This is a genomic window from Alteromonas sp. RKMC-009, assembly GCF_003584565.2.
Classification (GTDB): Bacteria; Pseudomonadota; Gammaproteobacteria; order Enterobacterales; family Alteromonadaceae; genus Alteromonas.
Genome location: NZ_CP031010.1, coordinates 3546193 through 3567184 on the forward strand (window position 1 = coordinate 3546193; position 20992 = coordinate 3567184).

18 protein-coding genes are annotated in these 20992 nt (G+C 48.6%); 10 read left to right on the forward strand and 8 right to left on the reverse strand.

All coding sequences use genetic code 11. From position 1 onward, the window contains the following. Positions 1-34 precede the first annotated feature (34 nt). The 4 genes from DS731_RS15750 to DS731_RS15765 all read left to right on the forward strand — a co-directional run bounded on the left by DS731_RS15750 (position 35) and on the right by DS731_RS15765 (position 3370). Positions 35-760 carry a hypothetical protein gene (locus tag DS731_RS15750; protein ID WP_119502232.1) on the forward strand — a complete coding sequence of 242 codons (726 nt, stop codon included), beginning with the start codon at positions 35-37 and terminating at the stop codon, positions 758-760. A 14-nt stretch (positions 761-774) separates the two neighbouring features. After that, positions 775-1281, forward strand: coding sequence for an RNA polymerase sigma factor (locus DS731_RS15755; RefSeq protein WP_232373383.1), 507 nt, complete (start codon positions 775-777; stop codon positions 1279-1281). A gap of 2 nt (positions 1282-1283) precedes the next feature. Next, positions 1284-1838 (forward strand): hypothetical protein, encoded by a 555-nt coding sequence (locus DS731_RS15760; protein WP_119502234.1) that lies wholly within the window; start codon positions 1284-1286, stop codon positions 1836-1838. Between the two features lie 344 nt (positions 1839-2182). Beyond that, positions 2183-3370, forward strand: a complete 1188-nt coding sequence (locus DS731_RS15765; protein ID WP_119502235.1) for a pyridoxal phosphate-dependent aminotransferase — start codon at positions 2183-2185, stop codon at positions 3368-3370. Between the two features lie 21 nt (positions 3371-3391). Here DS731_RS15765 and yaaA read toward each other — a convergent pair whose 3' ends face one another. Beyond that, positions 3392-4168 carry a peroxide stress protein YaaA gene (gene yaaA / locus DS731_RS15770; protein ID WP_119502236.1) on the reverse strand — a complete coding sequence of 259 codons (777 nt, stop codon included), beginning with the start codon at positions 4166-4168 and terminating at the stop codon, positions 3392-3394. A 351-nt stretch (positions 4169-4519) separates the two neighbouring features. On the opposite strand from yaaA, the gene tal reads away from it, so the two are divergent. From tal to DS731_RS15785, 3 genes are all read left to right on the forward strand, one after another. Then, positions 4520-5479, forward strand: coding sequence for a transaldolase (gene tal / locus DS731_RS15775; RefSeq protein ID WP_119502237.1), 960 nt, complete (start codon positions 4520-4522; stop codon positions 5477-5479). Between the two features lie 30 nt (positions 5480-5509). Next, the gene (pgi, locus tag DS731_RS15780) at positions 5510-7159 is read left to right on the forward strand and encodes a glucose-6-phosphate isomerase (RefSeq protein WP_119502238.1); all 1650 of its coding nucleotides are present in this window, start codon (positions 5510-5512) and stop codon (positions 7157-7159) included. Between the two features lie 230 nt (positions 7160-7389). Continuing rightward, entirely contained in the window at positions 7390-7566 is a 177-nt protein-coding gene (locus DS731_RS15785) for a DUF3545 family protein (RefSeq protein WP_119502239.1), read from the forward strand. 59 nt (positions 7567-7625) lie between these two features. On the opposite strand, the gene ung is transcribed toward DS731_RS15785, so the two are convergent. Genes ung through thrA form a run of 4 tightly spaced genes read right to left on the reverse strand, consistent with a single transcriptional unit; the run spans position 7626 to position 13013 of the window. Continuing rightward, positions 7626-8282 carry a uracil-DNA glycosylase gene (ung, locus tag DS731_RS15790; RefSeq protein WP_119502240.1) on the reverse strand — a complete coding sequence of 219 codons (657 nt, stop codon included), beginning with the start codon at positions 8280-8282 and terminating at the stop codon, positions 7626-7628. Beyond that, on the reverse strand, positions 8279-9562 hold the full coding sequence (gene thrC / locus DS731_RS15795; RefSeq protein ID WP_119502241.1) for a threonine synthase: 1284 nt from the start codon (positions 9560-9562) through the stop codon (positions 8279-8281). The genes ung and thrC overlap by 4 nt, the downstream gene beginning before the upstream one ends. A gap of 18 nt (positions 9563-9580) precedes the next feature. Next, positions 9581-10531: a homoserine kinase gene (thrB, locus tag DS731_RS15800; protein ID WP_119502242.1), complete on the reverse strand. Its 951-nt coding sequence runs from the start codon at positions 10529-10531 to the stop codon at positions 9581-9583. 16 nt (positions 10532-10547) lie between these two features. Further along, positions 10548-13013, reverse strand: coding sequence for a bifunctional aspartate kinase/homoserine dehydrogenase I (thrA, locus tag DS731_RS15805; RefSeq protein ID WP_119502243.1), 2466 nt, complete (start codon positions 13011-13013; stop codon positions 10548-10550). 567 nt (positions 13014-13580) lie between these two features. On the opposite strand from thrA, the gene DS731_RS15810 reads away from it, so the two are divergent. After that, entirely contained in the window at positions 13581-15314 is a 1734-nt protein-coding gene (locus tag DS731_RS15810) for an alpha-amylase family glycosyl hydrolase (RefSeq protein ID WP_119502244.1), read from the forward strand. A 68-nt stretch (positions 15315-15382) separates the two neighbouring features. On the opposite strand, the gene DS731_RS15815 is transcribed toward DS731_RS15810, so the two are convergent. Continuing rightward, positions 15383-17947, reverse strand: coding sequence for a TonB-dependent receptor plug domain-containing protein (locus DS731_RS15815; protein WP_119502245.1), 2565 nt, complete (start codon positions 17945-17947; stop codon positions 15383-15385). Positions 17948-18306: 359 nt separating this feature from the next. Between DS731_RS15815 and DS731_RS15820 the strand changes: the two genes are divergently transcribed. Beyond that, positions 18307-18849: an NUDIX domain-containing protein gene (locus tag DS731_RS15820; RefSeq protein WP_119502246.1), complete on the forward strand. Its 543-nt coding sequence runs from the start codon at positions 18307-18309 to the stop codon at positions 18847-18849. An 86-nt stretch (positions 18850-18935) separates the two neighbouring features. Here DS731_RS15820 and DS731_RS15825 read toward each other — a convergent pair whose 3' ends face one another. Together DS731_RS15825 and DS731_RS15830 are read right to left on the reverse strand one after the other, a co-directional pair. Continuing rightward, on the reverse strand, positions 18936-19274 hold the full coding sequence (locus DS731_RS15825) for an FKBP-type peptidyl-prolyl cis-trans isomerase (protein WP_119502247.1): 339 nt from the start codon (positions 19272-19274) through the stop codon (positions 18936-18938). Positions 19275-19378: 104 nt separating this feature from the next. Beyond that, positions 19379-20485, reverse strand: a complete 1107-nt coding sequence (locus tag DS731_RS15830) for a Fic family protein (RefSeq protein WP_119502248.1) — start codon at positions 20483-20485, stop codon at positions 19379-19381. Between the two features lie 191 nt (positions 20486-20676). Between DS731_RS15830 and DS731_RS15835 the strand changes: the two genes are divergently transcribed. Beyond that, positions 20677-20970, forward strand: coding sequence for a DUF2845 domain-containing protein (locus DS731_RS15835; RefSeq protein ID WP_119502249.1), 294 nt, complete (start codon positions 20677-20679; stop codon positions 20968-20970). The last annotated feature ends 22 nt before the right edge of the window (positions 20971-20992 follow it).

Here is a 20992-nt window from a genome sequence, read left to right on the forward strand (position 1 = left end):
TACTTCAGTCACCTGACAAAAAGAGGAAAATACCGTGACAATCAATTCCAGCTCTATACCCGGCAACGGAATACCGGCATCTTTAAAAACTTCATACTCTTTCTCTGACGCTTACAACTGGCTGGCTGAAGGATGGGCTCTGTTCAAAACGGCCCCTGTTAAGCTTTTTTTATTCTGCCTTCTGCCAATGATTATCTCTGGCTGTATTCAACTTATTCCGGGCCCCGCCGGAATGATCCTGTCGAAATGGGCAGGGGCAATTGTTGTCGCCTCAGTCTGGCCGGTTCTCAGCTATCTTCACCATCACAGTGCCTTTTCCGTGAAGTCTGTCTTTGTCGCAAAAAACTGGTTGTCTGTAGCGGTATACAGTGTGACCGGTGTCATTGTGGCCGCTCAACAATTTGGTGTGGCTTATGCACTTGCAGGTGATGACGCAGTGGCCATGTTTTTCCAAATGAGCGGGACTGGTATTAAAGTTTGGCATCTTAGCCTGATTTTCGCGTCAGCCGTTCCCCTGATGACCCTGCTCATTTTTGCCCCTGCCAGAATTTTCTTTGTATGCCGGAACCCGTTGCGTGCGGTACAGGATAGCATCAGCGCTGTCGTCAAAATGTGGAAACCATGTTGCGTTATTGCAATCATACAAGGCTTGTTGCTGGCACTGGCGCCCTATACCATTCGGCTTTCAGTCGTATTATCAGGGCCGGTTTTGGCTTGTACATGGTACTGCGTATATCAGCGCTATATTTCAGAACAATAAGCAGGGATTGCAGTTTGGATGCATCGCAAATTACTCAGCTATTGCAGCAGTTCACGTCCTTACTGGCGAGGATTGCTGCCACCCATGAAGCAGATTCTGGCTTACAGGAAGACTTGATTCAGGATATGTCTGTTGCAATCTGGCGTGCGCTCGACAGCAGTGAAAGCGGAGCATCTGCATTTCGCGGCGAAGCCAGTGTTAAAACGTACATTACACGTATCGCCCACAATCGCGCGGTTGACCATGTTCTCAAAGAGCAGCGACGGCATGAAAGTCCTTCATCAGACGAAATGTTGTTTGACCATAAATTGCAGGAGAAAAATGCGCATCAGGAAAATGCCATCGATCTCATGACAGCGCTACACCAGCTTCCTTTACCCTACCGCCAGGTGATTGCATTGCAACTGGAAGGTTTCAGTTTTGCAGAAATTGGTAATGTACTGGGGCTTAAAGAGGATGCCATTGCACAGCGCTCACACCGTGCAAGAAAGCAACTAGAACAAATAATGAACAGGAATTAACCATGGACCCGCAGTTTGAACAATGGCAAAAAGCCTTTAAAGCGGCGACACCCGACGTCGATGCAGAAAAGCTGATAAAGCAGGTGACACGGGCGCAGCGCAGTATGAAAGTAAAAGCGTATATCGATCTGCTCATGGCTGTCGCTGTATCCATTTATGCTGCTTACACAGCACTTTTCCTGACCGCATCCAATTGGGAGATGTGGGGCATTGGCTCGCTGTCGCCTGTTGCATTGCTTTTCGGTATCTGGAGTTTTTCCTTCAGGCAGAAACAATGGCGGATGGAAACCACAGATGTGAGCAGCATGCTTACGTTTAAACGCCATCAGTATCAGCGACAGGTCACTTACTGGTGGTACAGTTCACTGGCATGTGCAGGTCTTTTCGGCGCCTTACTTATCATCGCCGTTATCAATATTGTTCTGTACGCCACCTGGACGATGTGGTTAACCCAGCTTGCTGTAAACGGCGCGATTGTGGCAGCGGTTTGGGTGCGGTATGCCATTTTGAAAAAGAGATTACCCGCCAGGCTTAAGCTAATCGATGAGATGTCCTGAGCTGATACTGCCACTTATGTGGCTTTGCTGTCCGCACTTTTCATCTTTATATAAAGACAGCCGGCGTTATTACCTTTACTGATAAGCCTTTCACCATTTTGGTTCAAGTGCCGCATCAGATTAGAACATTTCCTGCATTGCCGGCCCACGTCTGCCACTGATTTTGTGCTAAAACCGGCACTTCACCGCTATTAAACGGCGCTTTATCCTCCATTAGCAGCCCACCGGCATGCCTCACAGGTTTCTGGAATATCTGTTGCATTACATGAGTACGTACACCCAGGTGATAACAATAAGAAAACACTGGTCATTCAACTACCACTACCCAAAATAAGAGGGAACTCATGTCTGAAGAATTAACCGGGAACATTTCTGCCGAAGGTGCTTCGCGCCGTAAATGGTTAAAAACATTTAGTTTAGGTGCGGGTGCAGTTGCCCTTACGGGTTGTTTCGATACCGGTGTAAAAGAGCTGCAGGCAGCGGGAATGAAAACTGAACATTTCCCGTCTGCAACGCCAAATGTTAATGACGGTCTGGTTCGTCTGTCTTCGAATGAAAATGCTTTTGGTCCTTCACAGAAGGCCGTTGAAGCGATGCAGGGTGAACTTTTTAATCTCGCCCGTTACACAGATGCTACTGTCGATGTGCTGAAAAAGAAAATTGCCGCGCAGGAAGGTGTCTCTGAAGACCAAATCGTTGTTACGAATGGTTCATCACCTATTTTATTCGGTTATGCAGAGTGGATAACTGAAAACGGTAATAACCTCGTTACCTCGATGGCCACTTATGAAGGTATTCCCCGAGGCGCCGAGTTTATGGGTGCCAATGTCACCTACGTGCCTCTGGATTCAGAAATGGGTTTCGACTTAGATGCCATTGAAGCTGCAGTTACTGACGAAACCACGGCTGTGTACGTGTGTAACCCTAACAACCCCACCGGCTGCATGGTCGACCCTGCCAAACTGACAGCGTTTGCCAAACGGATATCGAAAAAAGCGCAGGTGTTCATCGACGAAGCTTACATTGAAATGTCTGATGCCTATCCGGCAAACGTGCAATCTAAGCTGGTTGCCGAAGGTCATAACGTGGTTATCTGTCGTACGTTTTCAAAAATTCATGCTATGGCAGGACAACGTTTAGGTTATGCCATTATGCCGGCAGATCAGGCTAAATCTCTGGGTGGAAAACTGCGTATGGGTGGTGTTAACTATCTGGCACTGGTGGCCGGAATGGCGAGTATGGACGATCATGCGAACCTGAACACCATGCGCGACCGCATCAAAACCGAACGTACTAAACTGACTAAGGTTGCTGAGGAACTGGGTCGTCCTTACGCGAAAAATCCGCAGGGCAACTTCATCTACGTGGATACTGGCATGCCCCACGACCAGTTTGCTGCGAAGATGAAAGATGAAGGTATTAAAGTAGTTGGCCGTACGTGGCCAGGCTATGATTCCTGGTCACGCATCAGCGTGGGTACACCGGAAGAAACCGATGCCTGTGTAGCCGCATTAAATAAAGTACTGGCTTAAGTGCCTGTGGCGGGGTGAGGCTTATTCAGCCTCATCCCGTAAAAATACCAAATCCGTCTCAGTGCTCTGTTCTGGCGAAAAGACATAACCCGCTTCGCTGAACGCCTTTAAACCCGCTACGTCTTCAATGCGATTCTGAATCACATATCTGGCCATTAATCCCCGCGCCTTTTTAGCAAAGAAACTAATCACCTTATACTGACCGTTTTTCTTATCTTTAAAGTGTGGCGTAATGATCATGCCATCCAGTGACTTCGCCTTAACTGACTTGAAGTACTCATTTGAAGCCAGATTAATCAGTACATTATCGCCCTGCTCTTCCAGCGCCTTATTCAGCGCAAGGGTGATATCTGTTCCCCAGAATTCATACAGATTTTTACCCTTAGGATTTTCAAGACGGGTACCCATTTCCAACCGGTAAGGCTGCATTAAGTCCAGCGGACGTAACAGACCGTAAAGGCCGGAAAGCATTCTTAAATGTTGCTGTGCATATTCAACGTCCTGCTCAGACAATGAATAAGCATCCAGGCCCGTATACACGTCGCCGTTGAAGGCGTACAGCGCCTGACGTGCATTGTCTTTGGTAAACGGGGTAGTGAAAGAGTCAAAGCGGTTGGCGTTCAGTGTCGCCAGTTTATCGCTGATCTTCATCAAAGAAGACAGGTCTGCCGGCGTCAGTTTCCGACAGGTTTCTACCAGAGCTTCAGCAGATGACAACATGGCAGGCCGCGTGAACGACGCTACCGGCACCGGCGTTTCAAAATCCAGATTCTTAGCCGGTGAAACAACAACTAACATAATTCAATTTCCTCTTTACTATCAGACACCGCAGTAACATATTCATCGGGCTTATCAAACTCCGGCGCAAAGAATATCACGGTCTGCCCCGCGTTTTTGCCCTTTTACCTGCCAGATTGGGGTCAAACCGTTATGTTTATACGCTATAGCGAGATAATTTAGCGCTTTGCTGTGTTATTTAACCCGCCAGTCTGTTATAAATTTACTAAATTCGATCTGGTTTAACCGTCCGGACATACAAACCCTACATAGTGGTTGATTCAGCTGTTTACAACCAACATATTCAATCAGTCTGCCCCGTTCCGGTGGCGGGCTGTTCATTTATTTAGGTCACACATTCAGAGAGAAACGATGAGCAATCAATTAGACGCGTTGCGCGAAATCACTACCGTCGTTGCCGATACCGGCGATATCGAAGCGATCAAAAAGTACGAGCCTGTAGACGCTACGACGAATCCGTCTCTTTTACTTAAAGCCGCAGGTATTCCTGAATATGCGGGTTACATTGACGATGCAGTGGCATGGGCTAAATTACAGTCACAGGATCCGGCTCAGCAGTTAACAGATGCCTCTGACAAGCTTGCCGTTACTATCGGTAAAGAAATTTCCGGCGTAATCCCGGGTCGTATTTCTACAGAAGTAGATGCCCGTTTATCATTCGACACCGACGCGACTATTGCTAAAGCAAAACGTCTGGTTGAACTGTACAACGATGAAGGTATCGATAAATCACGTATTCTGATCAAAATCGCTTCCACCTGGGAAGGCATCAAGGCTGCTGAAATTCTCGAACAGGAAGGGATCCAGTGTAACCTGACACTGTTATTCAGCTTTGCACAGGCACGTGCCTGTGCGGAAGCCGGTGTCTATCTTATTTCCCCTTTCGTGGGCCGTATTCTTGACTGGTACAAAGCAAACACAGATAAGAAAGAGTACACCGCAGAAGAAGATCCGGGTGTGGTTTCAGTAACCCGCATCTATAACTACTACAAAGAGCATGGTTACAGCACGGTAGTCATGGGCGCGAGCTTCCGTAACATTGGTGAAATTCAGGCGCTGGCCGGTTGCGACCGTCTGACCATCAGCCCGAATCTGCTGGAAGAACTCAAAAACAGTACTGAAGCGCTGCCTGTGAAACTGAAAGACGAAGGTGCCACAGCAACACCGGGCGCGAAACTGGACGAAAAAGGTTTCCGCTGGGACATGAACGAAGATGCCATGGCGACACAAAAGCTGGCAGAAGGGATCCGCAACTTTGCAGCTGACCAGGAAAAACTGGAAACCATGCTGAAAGAAAAACTGGGTCAATAATCTTCGCTGGTATCAGGAAACATTCAGACAATGACAAATTTTACCCAACAGCCAGCTTTCGCTAATTTGTCGAAGCTGGCAGAAGACATCAAGAAGACTCACATGCGTGACTGGTTTGACGCGCAGCCTGAGCGTGCAGACACCATGCAGGCGCAGGCCTGTGGTTTGTTTATTGATTATTCAAAAAACCGTGTTAACGAAGAAGCCCTTGCACAATTGTTTACACTGGCGAAAGCACAGGGCGTGGACACTCACCGAAAAGCCATGTTTGACGGTGACACCATCAACAACACTGAAAAACGTGCTGTACTGCATACAGCGCTACGTAACTTCAGTGGCAAGCCTGTTATGGTTGACGGTGAAGATGTGATGCCGGAAGTGCTGGCTACGCTGGACAAAATTGAAGCCTTTACGGCTTCAGTGCATTCCGGTGAGCACAAGGGGTATACCGGCAAGCCAGTTAAACACGTGGTCAGCATCGGTATCGGCGGTTCATTCCTGGGCCCTAAAATCATGACTGAAGCGCTGAAGCCGTACACTCATGACGCCGTTAAAGTGCACTTTGTGGCAAACGTAGACGGCTGTCACATTCATGATGTGCTGACGTCTCTGGATCACGAAGAAACGTTAATCGTTATGTCTTCCAAGTCGTTTTCCACTCAGGAAACGTTGCAGAATACCTTAACTGCGAAAGCCTGGTTCCTGGAACAGGGCGGCACTCAGGAAGATATTGCAAAACACTTTGTTGCCGTATCCTCAAACGTTAAAGCAGCCACTGAGTTCGGAATTGCGGAAGAAAACATTTTCCCCATGTGGGACTGGGTTGGCGGACGTTACTCGCTGTGGTCTGCGATAGGATTACCCATCGCACTGGCACTGGGTTTTGAAAACTACAAAGGCTTGCTCGAAGGCGCCCATGAAATGGACAAACATTTCTGTGATGCACCATTTGAAAGCAATCTGCCCGTTATTCTTGCAGTTCTCGGCGTCTGGTATCGTAATTTCTTCGATGCGCAGTCTCATGTCATGTTGCCGTACTATCATTATCTTCGTGGACTGCCCGCTTATGTGCAGCAACTTGATATGGAAAGTAACGGCAAACAGGTCACGCAGAACGGCGATGTGGTTGAGTGGGAAACCGGCCCGGTTATCTGGGGAAGTGAAGGCACCAATGGTCAGCACAGCTTCCATCAGTTAATCCACCAGGGTACCTCTATCATCCCCGCAGACTTTATGCTGCCGCTGAATGTGCCTAATCAGAACGACACGCATCACGCCATGCTGGCTTCGAATTGCTTTGGTCAGACTCAGGCACTTATGCAGGGTAAAACCTTTGAAGAATGCTACGCTGATCTTGAAGGTAAGGTGTCTGATGAAAGTGAGCGCAAAGCACTTGCTCAGCACAAAACGATGCCCGGTAATAAACCCAGCAATACAATTTTGTTCGAAAAACTGGATCCGCAAACACTTGGCGCGCTGGTTGCAATGTATGAACATAAGGTATTTGTCCAGGGCGTTATCTGGCAGGTGAACTCCTTTGATCAATGGGGTGTCGAGTTAGGAAAAGTACTTGGTAATCAGGTTCTTGACGGCATTCAGGGTAAAGCAGAAGACGATGCGTTTGACGCTTCTACCCAACAACTCATTAGTCGCTTCAGAAACGCCAATGCACCAACTTAAGGAAAGTTAATTTGGTTAACGCCAAATAAGTGCATCTGACAAACGGCCGGTTTTTACTGGCCGTTTTCATTGGGCAATCCACACGCTGTCATGCAATCGTCATATTTTGTTAATAAAAGGTAAATTTAATCATTTTATTATCGTGTCGACTGTGATACAAAAGTAGTCAGAAGGATGAAAAAACATTCAACTCTGACACTGATGTTAGTGGTAAACAAAAGGAGATCCTAGTGGATAAGTCAGATCTGTTTGCGATGTTAAATATTGAAGAAACTCCGGCTAAAACTAAAAGCAAGAAAAGAAAGTGGAGAGAGATCGAAGCCTTACAGGACAGGTTCAAACTGGAAAAAGAACTGGCAGATATCGACTACGGTTTTGAGTACGAACTGGAATCGATGGAAAGATAAAATGAAAACGGCCACCTGATATCAGGTGGCCGTTTTTCGTTATATCACCCTGCAGGTTTTTATATCTGCCAGTTAATGGCAGGTTGCCCGTGTTTGCGAAGCCAGGCATTTGTCTGACTGAAATGCTGACACCCGAAAAAACCTTTGTAGGCCGACAACGGAGACGGATGTGGTGCTTCCAGTACCAGATGTCGCTGTTTGTCGATATTTGCGCCTTTCTTTTGCGCGTGACTGCCCCACAACAGGAACACCACATTGCTGGTGTGTTCGTTAATGGCGGCTATGACGTGATCGGTAAACGTTTCCCAGCCAAACTTTGCGTGGCTGTGTGCCTTCCCCTGCTCTACCGTCAGCACGGTATTTAATAACAATACACCCTGCTCAGCCCACGACGTGAGATCGCCGTCAGAAGGCATAGAAAACCCTTTGATATCCGTTTCCAGTTCTTTGCAGATATTCTTCAACGATGGTGGCAGCTTTACGCCTTTCTGTACGGAAAAAGATAATCCGTGCGCCTGTCCCGGCCCGTGATAGGGATCCTGTCCCAGGATCACAACCCGTACCTTATTCAGAGGGGTAAGAGCGAATGCATTGAACACATCCGGTTCAGGAGGAAACACCACTGATGCAGCCCTGGCCTCATCAACCCTGGCCATCAGTGTTTTAAAATAGGGCCGGGACTTTTCAGGTCCCAGCACATCTTGCCATGTTGTCATTTCAATATAGAGAACATGTGCGCTTTTAGCGCTTCGTAGTCAGCTGGCAGTGGCACGGCCTGGCTTTCTTTACTCGAACACTCTACCAGTGCCTGAGGCAGGCTCAGAGGCTGTCCTAGTACATTCTCAACGGTTTCGCGGAATTTAGCCGGATGTGCAGTACCAAGGAACAGACCATACTCATTGTCCGCCAAATCGTGACTTACCGCACGGTAAGCGATGGCAGCATGAGGTTCGCTGGTATATCCCTGTTGCGCAAGCTGACGCATGGCGATTTGTGTATATTCTTCATCTACACATTCACCACGCAGGCACGACTTATCCAGGTAACCACGCTCAATCAGCGCTTCGATGCGGGGCCAGTTGTTTGGCTGGCTGACATCCATTGCATTAGACATGGTTGCAACCGTCGGATTGGGCGCCCACTCGCCGGTTTTCAGGTAACGGGGAACAGTATCGTTCAGGTTCGTTGCCGCAACAAAACGCTTAATGGGCAAGCCCAAAGACTTGGCAATCATACCTGCTGTCAGATTACCGAAGTTACCGCTCGGCACCGAGATAACCAGCTCTTCACGCTGTTCCGGCGTAAGCTGGCTAACCGCTTCAAAGTAGTAACAAACCTGCGCCAGCAAACGGCTGATGTTGATAGAGTTTGCTGAATTCAGATGCAAACCTTCACGCACATCCGGATCGTCAAACGCATGTTTAACCATCGCCTGACAGGCGTCGAAATCACTCTCGATAGCAACGGTATGAATGTTATCACCCAAAGTGGTAAACAGCTTTTCCTGCAGCTGACTGATTTTTCCTTTCGGGAATAAAATCACCACATTGATGTTCGGGATACCGTGGAACGCATGGGCAACAGCGGCACCGGTGTCACCGGACGTGGCGGTAAGGATGGTAATGGGTTCGCCATTGCTGATGCGGGAAAGCACCTGCGCCATAAAACGGCCGCCGAAATCTTTAAAGGCCAGCGTAGGACCGTGGAACAACTCCAGTGTGGCGACTTTGTCATTGACACTGACCACAGGAGCCGGAAAGGTAAACGCCTCTTCAACAATACTGCCAATGGTGCCTTCGCCCAGCTCGTCACCGATTAAGGCGGTAAGCACTTCTGTGCTGCGCTCAACGAAAGGCTTTTTGAGCAAGCCGTCGATGTCGTCTAATTTCGGAATGTCAGTAGGGAAATATAAGCCCTGCTCCTGACCTAAACCGCGCTTTACTGCTTCTGAAAAGGAAGCGGTGTCTGATGCTACTTTTAAATTTACTAATTCCACCTGGGATACCTTTAATCTTTACACTTGCTGCTCTACCGCACCCTTATCAGGGATCCGGCAAACGTGGCTAAAGCCATCTTCATTTTGTACGTAATTGGCCTGCAGCCATTCACGAATCGCTTCGGCTTTTTCAGCATCGTCACAGACAGCAAATACTGTCGGACCAGAACCGGAGATCCCGAATGCTAATCCACCATTTTCCATACTGAACGCTCTGGCCTCGTCAAAGCCGGGCAATAATGACTTGCGGTAAGGTTCAGCTATTACATCCTGCATCACACTGGCTGCCAGGCCCGCGTTCTGCGCGTGCAGTGCATGCACGAACACGCCCAGTTGACGGCCAAAAGTCAGCGTATTTGCCATCGCCACTTCTTTCGGCAAAATATTCCGGGCCGCCGATGTGGAAACACTTATTCCAGAGTAGCACACAACCCAGTACCAGCTGCCGATAACCGGTAATTTCACCGTCACTTCGGCATCATTGCCGGTCATCAGAGTTAATCCGCCAAGATAACAGGGAGCAACATTATCATAATGAATGCTGCCGCTAATCTGCCCTTCCAGCTCGCCCATCATTAACAGAAGCGCATTCTCATCAAAGGGATAATCAAAGTGTGCATTCAGTGCATGAAAGGCTGCAACGATAGAACTGGCACTGGAGCCAAGGCCGCTGCCAATGGGCAGGTTCTTATGCAAAATCAGTTCAACATGACGGGTGGGCTTGCCGGCTTTTACCATTTCTTCAAAGAAATGGGCATAGCATAAGGTAACAATGTTGTTATCGGCACCTGCCGGTAACTTATGGGCAAACGGGCCGGTGGCGGTCAGAGAAAATGCATCTGCATCTTTTACTTCAACAACATCGCCTAACTCAGTGCCGTCGACGGGTGCCAGTGCGGCACCCAACACATCAAAACCTAAACTTACATTGCCGATGGAGGCTGGCGCATAAGCGCGGGTGGTTTTCATACTACTCATCCTTCAATTACAGCGCCATTTGTTTCCACGGCATGGTACGCAGAATATCAGCAAACACACCGGCAGCGGTTACCGTACCACCCGCTCCGTAGCCGCGGATAACGTAAGGAATTGGCTGGTAATAGTCACTGCTGATTGCCAGCGCGTTCTCACCGTCTTTCACCGCCGCAAGAGGATGCGTAAGCGGCACCGCCTGAATGGTTACCTTACACTTGTCACCATCGATACTGCCGATATAACGTAATACACTGTCGTTGGCTTTGGCTTCTTCCACGCGCTGACCAAATGCTGCATCCAGCTCAGGTAACTGCTGCATGAACTCATCAATTGATGCACCTTCTGCAAAACCTTCCGGTAACACAGATTCAATCTGAATATCAGACAGTTCAAGCACCAGGCCGGCTTCACGTGCCATGATCAGCAGTTTACGGGCCACGTCCATGCCGCTTAAGTCGTCACGTGGATCCGGCTCGGTATAGCCATTTTCTTTTGCTGCACTGGTAGCCTGAGACAAGCTCATACCTTCTTCAAGCTTACCAAATACATAGGATAAGCTACCGGATAAAATGCCTTCGAACTGATGCAGCACGTCGCCGGCAGCGAACAGTTTCTGCAGGTTATCGATAACCGGCAAGCCCGCACCGACGGTAGTTTCATATAAATACTGGCGATTCGTATTCTGTGCGGTTCTGCGCAGCTGGCGGTAATACGCCATGGTGTCGGTGTTGGCCTTTTTGTTAGGCGTCACTACGTGGAAGCCCTGCTCCATCATATCCACGTACTGTGAAGCTACCGCTTCGTGACTGGTACAATCAACAATCACCGGATTTACCAGACTGTTGCTGTTAACGAACTGGTGTAAACGCTCAACGCTTAACGACTCCTCAGAAGCTGACAGTGCAGACTGCCAGTCACCTGACACATCAATACCCTGCGCGTTAAGCAGCAGTTTGCGGCTGTTGGCAATACCATATACACGTAACTGAATATTGCGCTTCAACAGTGCAGGTTGCTGACGGGCAATCTGACCCAGCAATTCTGTACCTACGTTGCCGCAGCCGACCAGGAATACGTCAATGGTGTGGCGATCGGAGAAGAAATTCTGGTGAATAACCCGTACCGCCTTCTTCGCCTTTTTCGCTTCGATAACCGTAGAGATGGAACGCTCTGAAGATCCCTGAGCAATCGCTACGTTGTTCACACGGGCTTGCGCCAATGCAGCAAAGAACCGGGCTGCCAGGCCTTTTGTGTGACGCATTCCATCACCGACCAGGGTAACAATGGCTAAGTCGTGACGCACTTCAATCTGATCAAGCAACTGGTTTTGCAATTCCAGAGCAAAGGCATCTTCCAGCAGTTGCTGTGCACGGGCCGCATCTTTTTCCTGTATACAGAAGCTGATGCTGTATTCCGAGCTGGACTGGGTGATCAGGCTAATGGAGATATTGGCATTACTCATCACCTCAAACACACGGCTTGCCATGCCTACCATGCCTTTGAGGCCAGGTCCGGCAACATTAAACATCGTGATGTTATCGAGCTGCGAAATACCTTTCACTGACGTCCATTTCTCGCTGGCTTCGTTACTGATTAGCGTGCCGGGCGCAGAAGGATTCAGGGTATTTTTGATCAGACAGGGAATGTGGTGCTGAGCGATAGGACCAATGGTTTTCGGGTGCAGTACTTTGGCACCGAAGTAAGACAGCTCCATGGCTTCCTGATAAGTCAGCTTATCAAGTAATACTGCCCCTTCAACCTGATTCGGGTCAGCGTTATAAACACCGTCTACATCCGTCCAGATTTCACAGCAGTCTGCGTCGATACAGGCCGCAAGGATGGCAGCAGAGTAATCAGAACCATTCCGGCCAAGCGTGACTTTCTCACCCTCTTCATTAACAGCAACAAAGCCGGGCATAACCAGTAATACTGAACCGTCGTTCTTTACGTCACTGAAACGGGCTTTACTCATTGCCACATCAGCAATGCTGTCGAGATATTCGCCATGTGCCAGCACGTATTCGACCGGGTCGATGATACTGTTAACCACACCTTTACTTTGCAAAATCGCACTGAACAGCGTCACACTGATGTATTCGCCGATACTTAAGATGCCGGCAGCCACAGAATCCGGAGCACAACCAAGCAACTTAATGCCTTCCAGTTGTTGCTTAAGCGCAGTCAAGCGCTCTGAGATGAATGAAGAAACGTGGTCGTGGGCGAAGTTATCTAAGGTGGTGTTTAATTCGTCTGCAATACCCTGAACAGTTTGCTCTAACTTTTCAAACAGAGGCTGGAAGTCATCCCCTGCAGCAGCCTGTTCACAAAGAGAAGAAAGCGCGTTGGTCACGCCCTTTGGCGCAGAAAGCACTACTGCTGCGCCATCGGTTTGGTGGGTGGTCATACAAATCCCGGTCACACGCAGGTATCGGGGTGCGTCGGCCAGAGAAGATCCACCAAACTTTAAGACTTTCATGTAATGCTCCTTTCGGTTTTATTTTGCTACATCAACGCTCAATTGCGTAAAAAAAAACCCGCTCCTGGTGAGGGCGGGCTTTCGATGTCTGGTTGCAATGTTGCGCACTAGCCAGCGACCGCCCTCAAAGAGGTGGTAATAATCATCGTGCCGGTGGTGCTAATCATTGTTTTCATACGGACAATTTGCCGTATAGACGTCTATCTGTCAACCGCGATTTTGCTTTTTCTGTGTAAAACACCGTCAGAACAGACAATTTACTCCTAAAGAGAGCCTTTTTCTGCCTTTTCATATTGCGATTCATCATATTTTGACAGGAAAAACGGGAATTTCATTGCGTACATTTTGCCGGAGCATTCCGTAATTTTTTCTTCCGGAGCTCAATGAACACCCCGTTCAGGCCAGGGCAATGGAATTCTGCCCGGGAATAACTTTATATTTTTCATATTATTAGTGAATAAAGAGCGCCGTACACTCCGCTACAACGTCCGGCGCGTTGCGGCACTGTCTTTGCTATCTCAGCTTACACATCCCTATCAGATTTTATTTTTCCCGGAGAAAGTCCTTATGTCAGCGTTTAACGGAGTTTTAGGCGTCAGCCAGGCAGAGTCAGGTTATCAGTTTGCTGTGTGGGCGCCGAATGCCAAATCTGTATGTGTAGCCGGAACATTCAATGAATGGGATGAGACTGCAAATCCTCTTGAATCCCGTGAAGGCGGAATCTGGGTTGGTTTTGCTGACAACGCGAAAAACGGTGATGAATACAAGTTTGCTATCACCACTTTGCAGGATGAGCTGTTATTGAAAAACGATCCCCGTGCCAGAAAGGTCACAAACAGTGTAGGAAACAGTGTTATTTACGATGATGAATATCAGTGGCAACACACAGAATTTGAATCCGCCCCCCTTCATGAGCGCGTCATTTATGAAATGCATATTGGCACGTTTAATAAACCCGAAGATGGCCACGGCACATTTGCATCGGCCATAGAAAAGCTACCTGAACTGAAAGCGCTGGGCGTGACGATGGTTGAACTCATGCCTGTGAATGAATTCGCCGGCGATATTAGCTGGGGCTACAACCCTGCCTATCCCTTTGCAGTAGAAGAGGCCTACGGCGGTCCTGACGGACTGAAAGCCTTTATCGATGCTGCTCACGGCATGGGGATCGGTGTAATTCTTGATGTGGTTTACAACCATTTAGGCCCGGGCGACCTGGATATCTGGCAGTTTGACGGCTGGCACGAGAACGATAAAGGCGGCATTTATTTCTACAATGATTACCGCAGTGCCACGCCATGGGGAGATACGCGACCTGACTATGGCCGTCAGGAGGTGCGGGACTATCTCACCGACAATGCACTGATGTGGCTGAACGAATTTAAAGCTGACGGATTGCGGATGGATATGGTGCCTTATATGCGCAGTGTGTCCGGTGCCGATACCGGCGATGACGATATCCCTGAAGCCTACGATCTGATTAAAACCATCAATCACCGTATTCAGACGTCCTGCCCGGGTAAAATGACCATTGCAGAAGATCTTCACAGTCATGAGTACATTACCGATCCTTTAGATAAGGGCGGTTGTGGCTATACGGCACAGTGGGCCGCAGGTTTCGTTCATCCTGTCCGCGATACGCTGACAAAAACCGAAGACAGTTATGTCGATTTGAGCACGGTGGTTAACGCGATTACCAGAGTGGTCAGCGGAAACCCGTTTGCCAGAGTGGTATATACCGAATCCCATGATGAAGTCGCTAACGGTCAGGCCAGACTGGTTGAGGAAGTAGCGCCGGGCGGTGTGGATGACAACTACTTTGCCCGTCAGAAAGGCATTTTAGCCGGCGTCCTTACCCTCACAACCGCGGGCATACCTATGCTGTTTCAGGGGCAGGATTTCAAAGAGTCCGGCTGGTTCGATGATACCAGTGATATCGACTGGGAACGCAAAACCCGCTTTGCTGAGTATGCAAAAGCATTTACGCAACTGGTCGGTTTACGTACTAATAAAAACGGGAACAGTGCTGCATTGACCGGCGGTGCCACAGAAATTGTGCATAAGGACGATGACAACAAAGTGCTGATCTACAAACGAAGCAATGGCCTTGATGACAAACACGTTTATGTCATGATTAATTTTTCAGGCGCAAATGTGGAAGGGTACCGGTTAAATGGCATGCCGCCGGATGCAGCCTGCCTGTTTGCCTGGCAGGACGGTATTACAACAAACGATGTGCAACTGAATGACAATCTTATCCATCTTACGGCTTACAGTGCGATGATTTTTTCCGGCAGCTGAGGCCGGAACGAAAAACGCGGTGCATTGTGCACCGCTTATATCACGTTGCTATTACCCGGTTCACATCATCAGAAACGGTAAGTGATTTTTCCGTAAACATAGCGGCCGGTAAAGCCGTAAGGCGAAAAGCCTGAATAAGGCATGATGTAAGTAAAGGTGGTCGGCGCTTCTACCGTGTAGCGGCTTGCCTCGGGATACACATCAAATACGTTGTTTGCGCCCACAGACACAGACAACCCTTCCGTTAACGCTACATTAATGTCCAGATCGGTTACCCACTCCGCCGGAATGATTTCATTCAGCTCAGCGGTGGAGGACGGATCTTCCACTTCACCGTAACGGGTTGTTCTTAACGTTGTGGTGTAGCGGTCAAACGACCAGGTGACGCCTAAATTAACTTTACTTTCAGGCGAAGCCGTTTCGAACCGGCGCAACTCAACATCAGAGAACAAGTTACTCTGGTCAAAACCGGCGCCCTGCAGCACATCCGGTGCATCGATAACGCGGGTGACTTCATTGTCGTTAAAGTTTATGCCGGCATTGAAGTTAAATGCGCCCCACTCTGCTGTGTCCAGCGTATACGTCGACACAATATCAACACCCTGCGTACGGGAGTCAATCGCATTTAAGAAGAAACGCGCGCTGGTCGCACCGGTGCCTTCAAGTAGCGCCTCGATTGCATCGCCGGACAGGTTGTTTGACAACACAATGCGGTCGTCAATATCGATGCGGTAGAAGTCTACTGTCAGGTTAAAGTCTGCAGACGGTGACCAGGTAAAGCCTGCGCTGTAGTTAACTGACTCTTCTGCATCCAGACCGGGACTGCCCAGCGCCTGCGCAACATCACTGGACGGTGCAAAGGTACCTGTTTCTACCGGAACACTGTCTACAAAAACGGTAGAAATGGCAGTGAAGTGTTGTTGCTGCAACGACGGAGCGCGGAAACCGGTAGATACCGATGCACGTAAAGCAAACTCATCGGTGACAGTTACCCTGTTAGACAACTTCCAGTTAAAGGTGCTGCCAAAATCAGAATAGTCTTCAAAACGGCCCGCAACAGCAACGTTCCACTGCTCAAGTACATCTGCTTCCAAATCGACATACAAGCTGTAGTTGTGGCGGCTGTTCTTGCCCGCTGATTCCGGAGTGAAACCCGGAAATACCTGGGAACCGGCCGCACCCAAAGAGCCATCTGCAGAAACCGCACCGCCGGGACCGAACGTACCCTGAATGTAAGAGCTTTCCTCACCTGCGGTAATTTCATAACTTTCGTGACGATACTCTGCACCCATTGCAAAGTTCATTTCGCTGTAGAATACACCAGTATCAACCAGGCGTGACGCATCTGCATTCACCACAGTGGTTTGATACTCTAAAGAGCCGGCGTCAAAACTTGTCTGGCTGTCAGGGCCCAAAGACGTATTCAGAGAATTGGCGACACCGTATTCCAGCTCGTTTTCACCATGAGTGACAGATAAATCGTAATTCCACACTTCGTCATAACCTTTGATACCGGCCAGTACAGACGAATCTTTGATATCAGTGGTAATTTGCGGCAGGAAACCGTCAGGATAAATGGATGCAATGTTCCGTGAATCCTGTGCTCTGCGGTAGAAGCCGCCGCTGACAGAATTACGCTTACTGGCGCCGGCTGTTCCGTAAAACTCAACCTTATCGTTAATCGCTTTTCCGGCATTCACAAACAGCGCATAGTCTTCCACGTCACCATTACCGAATACATGATTGTAACGGTCCACCGTTAACTCACGGGGATCAAGGTTCCCTTCTTCGTCGCGGGCATAGTTTTCACGGGGATCGTAATCGGCACGGTTGGCCTGGCCCCGATCGCGGTATTCAGCAGACACATTTACAAAGCCGTCATTGCCCCATTCGAAGCCGATGTTGCCGCGCAGTGTGGCTGTCTGACCATCCGTTAAAGAGCGGTCGGAGCCGGTCTGGAAAGCAAGATCACCATTGTCAGCGACACTGACACCGGTTAACTCCGGCACACCGTCCATTGTCGTCACGTTGGCACCGTAGGTGGCAGACACTTCGCCGCCTTCGCTGGCATCTTTCAGTACGATGTTAATCACACCTGCGATAGCATCAGAGCCGTACTGGGCAGCCGCACCGTCACGCAATACTTCAATACGTTTAATGGCGTTAGCCGGAATCGCATTTAAATCCACCGCAGAAGAACCCCGGCCAACAGAACCGTTCAGGTTTAACAGTGCACTGGTATGCCGGCGTTTGCCATTAACTAAAACGAGAGTGTGGTCAGGAGCCAGACCGCGCAGCTGTGCAGGACGCACGTGGTCAGTACCATCGGTCATAGAAGGTTGCGGAAAGTTAAAGCTGGGCAGCAGGTTGTTCAGAATCATGTTGGTTTCAGTTAAACCTGTCGCAGCAATAGCAGACGCATCAATGATATCGATAGGCACCGGTGAATCATTCACTGTGCGTCCCACGCGGCGTGAACCCACTACCTGGATTTTTTCCAGACTGGCATCTGCAGCCGGATCAGTTTGCTCCTGTGCGACGGCCTGAGAAGAAACGGCTAACGGTAATCCGATGATTGCGGCAGAAAGAAGAGATAGTCGAAATGCAGACGACCGGGATTTGTCCTGTAACATAAAAAGTGTTCCCTAAGAATTTATTATTGAATCGAAAATACGCCTTATCGGAATTGATAAGCGGGATGTCATGGCATCCGTTTCTGAAGTCAGGGTACGGCCCGAAAGCCCTTTGATGAGCCTTGATGAGACTCTTAGAATTATATGCGTGGCAGCATGAAGAACGATCAGATTAAAACCTGAACAACTGGTCAGTAGTGCTGCGGGCGGAGTAAATCATAAATAATGAGTTAACTGAAGCGGGAGTTTGAAATATTAATTTATTCCTCGGCAGATAAACAAAAATAACCGATGAATCTCTGTGGAACCCGGGAACTAAGATGTTCAAATACATAGAAACAACTCAGGAGCTAAAACCGATGTCAGCAGAAATCAAAACCCTGTCGAGCAAAGTGGTGTATGAAAATAAGTGGATGCGGGTAAGAGAAGATGCCATCGAGCGCCCGAGTGGCCAGCAAGGCATTTACAGCGTGATGGAAAAACCGGACTTCACCGTTGTTATCCCCGTGCAGGACGGATACGTGTACATGGTAGAACAATACCGCTACCCGGTTGAAAAGCGTCAGTTGGAATTTCCTCAGGGCACCTGGGAAGAGAATGGCCAGGCCGATCCGGCAGAACTAGCTGCCGGCGAACTACAGGAAGAAACAGGCCTGCTGGCAAAAAACTGGACTCACGTGGGTTATCAGTATTTAGCTTACGGTTTTTGTAATCAGGGTTATCACATCTGGATTGCCACAGATTTCACTATGACCGAACAAAATCTCGACCCTGAGGAAGAAGGCCTGACCTGCCACCGCATTGCTTTATCGGATCTGGATGAGATGGTTAAAAAAGGTGAAATCCTTGATGCCACCACCTGCAATGCGCTGGGGTTGGCGCGTCTGAAAGGACTTATTTAACTTATTCCTGAGTACCATGCTTCCACCGATGAATTCAGCGGAAGCATGCTGCTTTAGCAAACTAAAGCGCCTGCGAATTGATACGATTAATCATCACGGTTAAGCGCTTCGATCAATTCAATTTCAAAATACAAATCGCTGCCGGCTGGAATTTTGCCGACTTGCCGGTCGCCGTAGCCCAGTTCCGCTGGTACCCAGAGTTTGCGCTTTCCGCCTTCACGCATACCCTGAATGCCGAGAAACCAGCCCTGGATAATTTTATTTTTAGATAGTACGGTTTGAAACGGACGACCCTTTTCATAAGAGGAGTCAAATTCAGTGCCGTCTGACAGCTGTCCGCGATAGTGGGCAGTAATTAACGCGCCTTTCTTCGCTTCACGCCCATCTCCTGTTACTACATCTTCATACTTAATTTCTGCACTCATACTACTTATGTCCTTTAATCAATCATTCTGCAATGGTAACCGATTGTGCGATCCGGAGGAATGGCAGGCATTGCTGTAGCCTGTGCGCTATAGTGGATGTTCAATTAGCTAAACTTATCACTCAATTTGTATCGGGTACTTCTGCCGCCACCAGCCTTAACCAGACAGCCTTGTTCTACGAGGAAAGCCAGATGACGGGTAGCGGTTGGTTTACTTACTTTCGCGACACGATGATATTGAGTAGTGTTAACCCCGTCTGCAAAGTCACCATCCAGCATCTTGTTCAACACCTTTACTTGTGCAGGATTCAACACAGACTGATCAACAGATCGCCAGTACCTGCTTTTGAATATGAGTTGTTCAATATCACACATTACCTGACTAAACGTGTCATCAAGTGTTTCGAGAAACCATTTCACCCAGTCAGTTATGTCCATGGTTCCCTTCTGGCTTCTTTCAAGTGTGTCGTAATAACTGGCACGCCGTTTCAGTATACTTACAGACATCGCGTAAAATCGTACAGACTGGTTTTCAGCCTGCGCTAATGCAAGATCTGTCAGTAAGCGGGTAATGCGACCGTTACCATCTTCAAACGGGTGGATTGTTACAAACCAGAAATGGGTAATTGCCGCACGAATTATGGGGTCAGGAAAAGACGCATCACGGGACTCATTGAACCAGGAAATGAACCCGGAAAGTTCCGGCTCTAAATGTATTCGCGCGGGGGCTTCAAAATGTACAACAGGTTTTTCCAGCCTGCCTGAAACGACTTGCATGGGACTACTTCCTCTGAGCACTCCCCCCTCAATACGATGAAGAAAATTATCCTCTCCCGAAAACAACAGGCTGTGCCACCGTAAAATCCTCTCAAGGGTTAACGGCTTTTCATTCTCCTCAATCGCATCAACTATGATTTCCGCCAACCCGTCTGTCTGCGCTGTAGTAGGATAAGGCGTTTTTTCATTAAGTCCCAGTTTTGCGGCCAGTGACGATCTTACGGAAAATGCATTAATATTCTCTCCCTCGATAGCACTCGAATGGACAATATTTGCCAGAAAAGTGTCCAGCATTCGCTGTTTTTCTTCGACAGGCTGGCTCAACATTTTTCCGATGAGAATTCCCTGATTTAATCTGACTTTCCGGAGGAGCGGCTCAATGACATCTGCATTCCACGTAAAATCAGGCCATTCTGGTTGTTGCCATATCCACATAATTGCTCTCTGATTCGATTGACGAGCCTATTCTAATCATAATTTAATCAGAATAAGTGCATTAATCAAATCAGAAACCCGTGCAATGCGAGAGAGAGCGCTTTGAAAATGGCGAGTGGTCTTCGGAAACAGTTGCCGGTGCGCTATAGTGGAGGCGTGTTTTTTCAAAAAACTGTCAGCAAGGAGCTACCATGCGCATAAGAAAGAGCCTTTTTCTGGCCCTTACCTTCCTGCTTTCAACCGCGACCAGCGCAAATGGTTTGCGGTGCGGAACAAAGCTGGTACTGGAAGGAGAAAGTACCTATGACGTCATTCAGAAGTGTGGCCAGCCGGACTCGCAGGAAGATTTCGGTTTTATTCGCAAACGGGACGATTACGTCAAAGTGACCCGCTACATTTATGACATGGGTAACGGTAAATTTCTGCGCCTGCTCGATTTTCACAATGGTAAATTAATCAAAATCGCTGACGGACCGCGTCAGTAGTCATAACATGAAACTCTGGTTG